Below are 8,101 nucleotides of genomic sequence, written 5' to 3' on the forward strand. Positions count from 1 at the left end.
GCGTCGCGTCCGCCTGCTCGAGGCGCTGACCCGGCAGGCCCGCGGGGGCGCCAGGCATGAGGTGGCGGCCGCAGTCGGCTACAGGAGCCCGCGCGCCTTCCAGGCCATGATGCAGCGGATTCTGAGGACATCCGCACGAGATTCCTGAGTTTTGCGGACATGCCCCGGCTTGCCGGGACCCCGTCCGGGCGGTCGGCGTCGCCGCCCCGGTCGTGGAAAGACGCGGGGCTCCTACCTATGCACCCGCAATCGAGGAGCGGGACCGAGCCGGGATGCGCAGCTCGGGCGGCTGGCCGGGCTTGACTCTCCCATGTCGCATTAATATGCGTTTGCATGTAAATTCGGTCGTGTCCGACCGGACGACGGGGCCGGCATACGCAGACGATCGGGAGACGAGGATGGCGGAACGCTCGTTCGCGCGCGAAGTCGAGGACCTGAAGCTCGGCGAGGGCGAGACCTTCCGGGGCGAGGGCATCCTCGCGATCACCAAGGCCCTGCTGCAGTCCGGCGTCGGCTATGTCGGCGGCTACCAGGGCGCGCCGATCTCCCATCTGATGGACGTGCTCGCCGATGCCGAGGACGTGCTCGACGAACTGGGCGTCCATTTCGAGAACTCGGCGTCGGAGGCGGCCGCGGCCGCCATGCTGTCCGCATCGGTGATGTATCCGATCCGCGGCGCGGTCACCTTCAAGGCGACCGTGGGCACCAACGTCGCCTCCGACGCGCTCGCCAACCTCGCGTCGGGCGGCGTTACCGGCGGGGCGCTCGTGATCGTCGGCGAGGACTACGGCGAGGGCTCCTCCATCATGCAGGAGCGCAGCCACGCCTTCGCGATGAAGTCCCAGATCTGGCTGCTCGACCCGCGGCCCAATCTCGAAAGCATCGTCAAGGCGGTCGAGGACGGCTTCGGGCTGTCCGAGGCGTCCAACACGCCGGTGATGCTGCAGGTGCGCATCCGAACCTGCCACGTCCACGGCCGGTTCGTGGCCAAGGACAACCGGCGCCCCTCCTTCACGCTGCGCGAGGCTCTGGAGAATCCCAGGCGCGACACCAACCGGATCGTCCTGCCGCCGGCCTCGTTCCTGCACGAGAAGGAGAAGGTCGAGAAGCGCTGGCCCGCGGCGGTCGAGTTCATCAAGAGCCGCAAGCTCAACGAGCGGTTCGGCCCGGACCAGGGCGAGGTCGGCATCATCCTGCAGGGCGGGATGTACAACAACGCGATGCGGGCGCTGCAGCTCCTCGGATTGGCCGACGTCTACGGCGGGACGGCGGTCCCGCTCTACGTCCTCAACGTCGCCTATCCGCTGATCGACGACGAGCTTGCCGAGTTCTGCGCCGGCAAGAAGTCGGTGCTGATGGTGGAGGAGGGGCAGCCCGAGTTCATCGAACAGTCGCTCGCCCACATCCTGCGCAAGCGTGGGATCGACACCCGCATCGTCGGCAAGGACGTGCTGCCGATGGCCGGCGAGTACACGACCGCCGTCCTCCTGAAGGGCGTCCGCGAGTTCGTGCTGGCCCACGCCCCCCGTCTCCTGGGCAACCAGTCGCCGCTGCCCGATCCCTCGCCGGTGCTGGACGATCCCAAGGTGAAGGCACTGGCGGACGTCGTCCCGGCGCGGCCGGCCGGCTTCTGCACGGGATGTCCGGAGCGGCCGATCTTCGCCGCGATGAAGCTGGTCGAGAAGGATCTCGGCCCTCACCACGTCGCGGCCGATATCGGCTGCCACCTGTTCTCGATCCTGCCGCCGTTCAACATCGGCGCCACGACGATGGGCTACGGCCTGGGGCCCGCCTCCGCGTCCGCGTTCAACGTGGAAGCCGCCAAGCGGCCGATCTCCATCATGGGCGACGGCGGATTCTGGCACAACGGGCTGTCCACCAGCGTCGGCAACGCCGTCTACAACAAGCACGACGGCGTCATCCTGATCGTGGACAACCACTATTCCGCCGCGACCGGCGGGCAGGACATCCCGTCGTCGCGCGCCGAGAACGGGCGGCGCAAGACCAACAACGGCATCGTCGACGCCGTGAAGGGCATCGGCGTCAAATGGGTGCGCCAGATCGACCGCACCTACGACGTCGGCCGGATGCGCGATACCCTCCAGGAGGCGCTGACGACGGCGGAGAAGGGCCCCAAGGTCATCGTCGCCTCCTCCGAATGCATGCTGAACAGGCAGCGCCGCGTGAAGCCCCTCGTCGCCAAGGCGGTGAAGGAGGGCAGGCGGGTGGTGCGCGAGCGCTTCGGCGTCGACGAGGACGTCTGCACGGGAGACCATGCCTGCATCCGCCTGTCCGGCTGCCCGTCGCTGTCGGTGAAGCACCTGGACGATCCGCTGCGCGACGACCCGGTCGCCGCCATCGACAACAGCTGCGTCGGCTGTGGCAACTGCGGCGAGGTGGCGGAGGCCGCCGTGCTCTGCCCGTCCTTCTACCGCGCCGACGTCATCGTCAATCCGACCGGCTTCGACCGCATCCTGGCGAGGGTCCGCGACGCGGTGATCGGGTTCCTGCAGCGTCGGCGCGATGCGCGCCGCATCGTCTTTCCAGCGTGAGGACGGCCATGACCCGCTCCGAGGCGCCCCCGCGGAGCCCCTCCGCCGACAGGCCGATCTCGATAGCCATCCTGGCCATGGGCGGGCAGGGCGGCGGCGTCCTCGCGGACTGGATCGTGACGATGGCCGAGGCCCAGGGCTTCGTCGCGCAGTCGACCTCCGTGCCGGGCGTGGCGCAGCGCACCGGGGCCACGATCTACTACGTCGAGATGCTCGCCGACCGGGGCGCCGGCCAGCCGGTCCTGGCCCTGATGCCGACGCCGGGCGACGTCGACGTCGTGATCGCGGCGGAGTTCATGGAGGCCGGCCGCGCGATCCAGCGCGGGCTCGTCACGCCCGACCGCACCACCCTCATCGCATCGACGCACCGTTCCTACGCGGTGGGCGAGAAGGAGAAGCCCGGCGACGGGATCGGCGACCCGGGCGCGGTGATGGAGGCCTCCGGCATCGCCGCCGGACGCATCATCGCCTTCGACATGGAGGCGCTTGCCGTCAAGGCCGGCAGCGTCGTCTCGGCCGCCCTGTTCGGCGCCCTGGCTGCGGCCGAGGTGCTGCCGTTCCCCCGCGATGCCTTCGAGGCCGCGATCAGGGCCGGCGGCAAGGGCGTCGAGGCGAGCCTGCGCGCCTTCGCCGACGCCTATGCCAGGGCGCGCCAGCATCTGCCGGCGCCGGTGACGCGGACCCCGCCCAAGACGCTGCCGGCACTGCCCGAAACCCTCGGTCATCCGGAACTCGACCGGCTGGTCGCGCGCATCCGCGGCGGTTTCCCGGCCGGCGCGCACGCGCTCCTGATGGCGGGCGTGCGCAAACTCGTCGACTACCAGGACCTGGCCTATGCCGGCGCCTATCTCGACCGTATGGAGGACCTCCTCCGGCGCGACGCGGCGGCGGGCGGGGAGGCCAGGGACTTCGCCTTCACCCGCGAGGCGGCGAAGTACCTGGCGGTGGCGCTCGCCTACGACGACGTGATCCGCGTCGCCGACCTCAAGACCCGTGGCAGCCGGTTCGCGCGCGTACGCGGCGAGGTCGGCATCCGGGACGGCCAGCTCCTCTACACGACCGAGTTCATGCATCCCCGCATGGAGGAGGTGATCGGCACTCTGCCGGCGGGCATCGGGCGGTGGTTCGAGGCCCGGCCCGCCGTGACCGCGCGGCTCGACCGATTCGTGAACCGCGGCCGGCGGGTGCGCACGGGGACCATCTCCTGGTTCCTGGCGCTCTACGCGGTCGCCGGGATGAAGCGCATGCGCCTGCGAACGCTCCGCCACGAACGCGAGATGCGGCACGTCGCCGCCTGGCTCGACCGCGCCGCCGCCATGCTCGGGCGGAACTACGACCTGGCGGTGGAGGTCGTAGCCTGCCGCCGCCTCGTGAAGGGCTATTCCGACACCCATGCGCGCGGCGAGGCGAAGTTCGACAAGGTACTCTCGGCGCTGCCCCTGCTGGCGCATCGCGGCGACGGCGCCGACTGGCTGCGCCGCTTGCGCCAGGCAGCGCTCCTGGACGAGGAGGGCGTCAATCTCGATGGCGCGCTGAAAACGGTGGCGACGCTGGAGAGCTGAGCGGCGTCGCGGGCCGGAACACGTCGCGCAGGAAGACGGTGAGGTCGTTGGCCGGAGGAACCGACGGCACCTGGTACAACATGTCGCCGACGAATCCCCGATGATAGGTGCCGTGGTTGACGACATGGAGGATGATCTCCTCCCGCGTCATCGCCCCCTGGCCGCCGCCGACGAATTCGAAGCGGACCGTCTCGGCGAGTTCGCTCCCGGACAGGCGGTCGGCGAGGGCGACGTACCAGCCGTCCAAGGCCCGTACGGCCGCCCATAGGTCCTCGACGGGCAGGGAACGCTCGGTGTTGCGGGCCGTGTAGCCATGGGGACGCCCTTCGAGATGGGCGCGGAAGATGTCGTCGACGACGAAGACGTGGTTGAGCGTGTGGACCATGTTGCCGAAACGCGTGGGACGCTCCCGCGTCGCGTGATCGCCGGGCAGGGCCATGACGGCCGAGAAGGTGAGTTCGTTCGCCCAGGCCTTGTAGCGGGTCAGCATCCGCATCGTTCCGGCGGCCGGGCGGTCGGCTTCAGGCATCAGCATCTTCTTCCCCTTTAGGCCCGGAGGCGGCATCCTGATCGCACCGACGGCACGGCGGGACAATCGGAACATTGATGTCGGAGCAATCGCGGATGGCGCGGGATTTCATCGCGGTGGCCGACCAGGTCGCGGCGGACATCGCCACCGGGCGCCTGCGAGCGGGTGAGCGCCTGCTGCCGCAGCGGGAATTCGCCTATCGGCATGGCATCGCGGCATCGACGGCCAGCCGCGTGTACGGCGAGCTCGTCCGGCGGGGCTTGGTCATCGGAGAGGTCGGTCGCGGCACGTTCGTGCGCGGCGCCCCGGGGCCCGTCCACCTGCCGCTGGTGGAACCGTCCCCGGCGCCGGTCGACCTCGAGCTGATCTTCCCCGTCTTGCCGGACCACGCCGAGATCCTTGGCGCCGCGCTGGGTAATCTCGTCCGGTCCCGTGCCTTCGCCCAGGCGCTGCGGCCGATCGGCGCGGCGGCGACGCCGGCCGTCCGGGAGACGGCCGCTGGTTTCATGAGCCGGTGCGGCTGGGTGCCCGATCCCGACGACGTCCTGTTCGCCGGCAACGGCCGGCAAGCGATCGCGGCGGCCTTCGCCGCCCTGGCCGGTCCGGGCGCGCGGATCGGGGTCGAGGCCTTGACCTATCCCGTCGCGAAGGGGATCGCGGCGCGTCTCGGCATCACGCTCGTTCCCCTCGGCATCGACGAGCGCGGGCTCGTGCCCGACGCGCTGGCGGCGGCCCACCGCGCCCAGCCCCTCAACGCCGTCTACCTGCAGCCGAGCCTGCACAGTCCGACCGGTGCTACCATGGACGACGCCCGGCGCGGCGAGATCGCGGAACTGCTGCGAACGACCGGTCTCGTGGCCGTCGAGGACGGCATCTACTCGTTCCTGGCGGAGGAGGCGCCGCTGGCCGCGCTGGTGCCCGACCGCGTCGTCTTCGTCGACAGCCTCTCGAAGCGGATCGCACCCGGACTGACGCTGGGCATGCTGGTGGCGCCGAAGGCCCTCGTCGGCCGGCTGGCGGCGGCGTTGCGCTCCGGTGCATGGTCGGCGTCCGGACTGCCCGCCGCCGCGGGCATGCACTGGATGGGAGACGGCAGCGTGCGCCGGATCGTGGAGGCCAAGCGGGCCGACGCGCGGGCGCGCCAGGCGCTCGCGCGCGAGGTGCTGCGCGACCTCGGGCCGAGGGGCGACCCGCGCGCCTATCACCTCTGGCTGCCGCTGCCCGAGCCGTGGCGGGGCGAAGCCTTCGCGGCCGCGGCCCTGCGCCGGGGGATCGCCCTGACCCCCGGGAGCGCGTTCGCGGTCACGCCCGGCCATGCCCCGAACGGGGTGCGCCTCGCACTGGCGTCGCCCGAGCAGTCGGTGCTGGTGCAGGCACTCCGCACCCTGCGGGACCTCGCGAGCGGCGAGATCGAGAGCGATCATACGGAATGAGCCGGACTGCCGGCGTTCCGTCGGCCGCGTGGGATGCGGCGGCGGCCATTGTGTCGCCAGGTGCAATTATGTCTTTGAACGGACGTCCATTCCGGCGCCGGGGCGGGAGTGCGACCATCGTGGTCGCGACTGGTCAGCACAGGATGCTTCGAGATGTCCCGATCCCCGGTTCCCGACAGGCCGATCATGCTCCACCGCCACCGGCTGTCGGGGCACTCGCACCGGGTGCAGCTGTTTCTTTCGCTGCTCCGTCTTCCGTTCGAGATGATCGAGGTCGACCTCCCGGCCCGGGCGCACAAGAGCGAGGGCTTCCTCGCCATGAACCCGTTCGGCCAGGTGCCCGTCATCGAGGACGGCGATCTGGTCCTGGCGGACTCGAGCGCGATCCTGCTCTACCTCGCGTCGCGCTACGACGCGTCCCGACGCTGGTATCCCGAGGGTCCGGTCGAGCAGGCGCGGATCCAGCGTTGGCTCACCGTCGCGGCCGGACAGCTCGTGAACGGGCCGGCGGCCGCCCGGCTGGTCCAGGTGTTCGGCGCCAGGATCGACCATGGCCGCGCCAAGGCCATAGCGGCCGCCCTCTTCGAGATCCTCGACAAGGAACTCGACGGGCGCCTCTTCGTCGTCGGCGACTGCCCGACGATGTCGCTAACAAGTCAAGTTGTCCGGCGGCCGTAACACGTGAGTTGTCCGCTTCGTTCACGATCCGGTCCGGGGGGCATGCCCCCCGGACCGGATCGTGCGGCGTGGAAGCGTGTCACGCCGCCTGGGTTTGGACGGCCCGCGCAGCGCCGTCGGGGCCGTAGCGGCCGATGCAGCGCGGCCCATAGAACAGGGCCAGCGTGCTGTCGTCGTACTGGCGCACCTGGACCGTGGCCTTGACGAAATGCGGCCGCAGCGGGCTCGGCTCGATCTGCAGCCTGAGCCGGCCGAAGGTCACGGTGTTGTCGTTGCCGACCACCCGGTCCTCCTGGTGGCACAGGATCTCGTCCAGCTCGCCACCAGCCCACGATACCAGCGCCGTGCCCGGCTCGGCCGCGTCCACCGCGAAGCGCCGGTTGTGCGCCGGCAGGTAGACCTCCGCCAGGAACCGGTTGGCAGCATCCATGGTCGTGATGCCGGCATCGGCCAGTTCCTTGACCAGGCGGTCCTGTAGCGTGCCGAACATCCGCTCCGAGCGGCCCCGCGCCTCCGGCGAATAGGCGGCGATGTGGCGGATGCCCAGCTGCTTCAAGGCACGGCCGACCTGGGTCAGGTGGTGGCGGTCGACCGACTCGCCGGCCTTGGGCGTGTGGAAGTAGTGGCTGCCCCGGTCGGTATAGAGCGAGCAGAACAGGCCGTGCCTCTCGATCGTCTCCCGCAACCCCCGGAAGCTCGAGGCCGTGCCCTCCTCCTCGACCAGGAAGGCCGAGTAGATCTCGCTGGTCGCGTCGTCCAGGGTCACGATCAGGTCGACCTGGCGCCCGAGCGCCGGCAGCCACAGGTGCTGCGAGCCGTCCTGGTGCAGCATCAGCCCCGGCAGCGGCTTGCGCGGCCGCCGCTTGCGATGCGCCGAGCGCCTGGGCGCCGGCCGTATCAGGCCAGAGGCGTGCAGCACGCTCTTGGTCCAGCCGTAGCTCGCCGTCAGCCCATGCTTCTCCTGCGCCCGCTCATGGAAGTGCTTCACCGTCCACCCTCTGTAGCGATCCCGATACAACGACACCACCCGCTCGACCTCGTCCACCGCGATCCGGTGCGCGCTCGCCTTGCCCAGCCGACGGTCCAGCAGACCGTCCGGCCCCTCCTCCGCGTAGCGCTGGCGCTGGCGCAAGAACGTCCGCTCCGAAACCCCCAGCCACTCCGCCGCCTCCGTCGCGCTCAGCCGCCCGCGACGGAACCGATCGTGGATCTCCTCGAATTTCATCTCCTGTAGTCCCTGCAGCACCTCCGTCCGCCTCATCTCCGCCCCCATAACCAAGCTGGAGCGATTCTAAGATCGGACAGATCACTTGCTACATACCCCGGACACATGACGTGTTACCGACA

The 8,101-nt window shown here is 70.2% G+C and carries 6 protein-coding genes; 4 read left to right on the top strand and 2 right to left on the bottom strand.

What is annotated here, in order from left to right; all coding sequences use genetic code 11:
• Nucleotides 1–398 precede the first annotated feature (398 nt).
• Together VGO20_RS16955 and VGO20_RS16960 are read left to right on the top strand one after the other, a co-directional pair.
• A complete protein-coding gene (locus tag VGO20_RS16955; protein WP_327503555.1) occupies nt 399–2,552 on the top strand; it encodes an indolepyruvate ferredoxin oxidoreductase subunit alpha in 2,154 nt (717 codons plus the stop codon).
• 8 nt (nt 2,553–2,560) lie between these two features.
• Complete coding sequence (locus VGO20_RS16960; protein WP_327503556.1) at nt 2,561–4,114, top strand: indolepyruvate oxidoreductase subunit beta family protein; 1,554 nt, start codon at nt 2,561–2,563, stop codon at nt 4,112–4,114.
• On the opposite strand, the gene VGO20_RS16965 is transcribed toward VGO20_RS16960, so the two are convergent.
• The gene (locus VGO20_RS16965; protein ID WP_327503557.1) at nt 4,068–4,643 is read right to left on the bottom strand and encodes a DinB family protein; all 576 of its coding nucleotides are present in this window, start codon (nt 4,641–4,643) and stop codon (nt 4,068–4,070) included. The two genes, VGO20_RS16960 and VGO20_RS16965, sit on opposite strands and share 47 nt — an antisense overlap.
• A gap of 95 nt (nt 4,644–4,738) precedes the next feature.
• Here VGO20_RS16965 and VGO20_RS16970 point away from each other — a divergent pair, with 95 nt between their 5' ends.
• Both VGO20_RS16970 and VGO20_RS16975 read left to right on the top strand, forming a co-directional pair.
• Nucleotides 4,739–6,076, top strand: coding sequence for an aminotransferase-like domain-containing protein (locus VGO20_RS16970; RefSeq protein ID WP_327503558.1), 1,338 nt, complete (start codon nt 4,739–4,741; stop codon nt 6,074–6,076).
• Nucleotides 6,077–6,229: 153 nt separating this feature from the next.
• Nucleotides 6,230–6,754 (top strand): glutathione S-transferase family protein, encoded by a 525-nt coding sequence (locus tag VGO20_RS16975; protein WP_327503559.1) that lies wholly within the window; start codon nt 6,230–6,232, stop codon nt 6,752–6,754.
• Between the two features lie 79 nt (nt 6,755–6,833).
• Here the strand turns inward: VGO20_RS16975 and VGO20_RS16980 are convergent, their stop codons facing one another.
• Complete coding sequence (locus tag VGO20_RS16980) at nt 6,834–8,015, bottom strand: ISNCY family transposase (protein WP_327503560.1); 1,182 nt, start codon at nt 8,013–8,015, stop codon at nt 6,834–6,836.
• Between the last annotated feature and the right edge of the window lie 86 nt (nt 8,016–8,101).

The sequence above is a fragment of the Arenibaculum sp. genome, assembly GCF_035998295.1.
Taxonomy (GTDB): domain Bacteria; phylum Pseudomonadota; class Alphaproteobacteria; order Azospirillales; family Azospirillaceae; genus DASYHS01.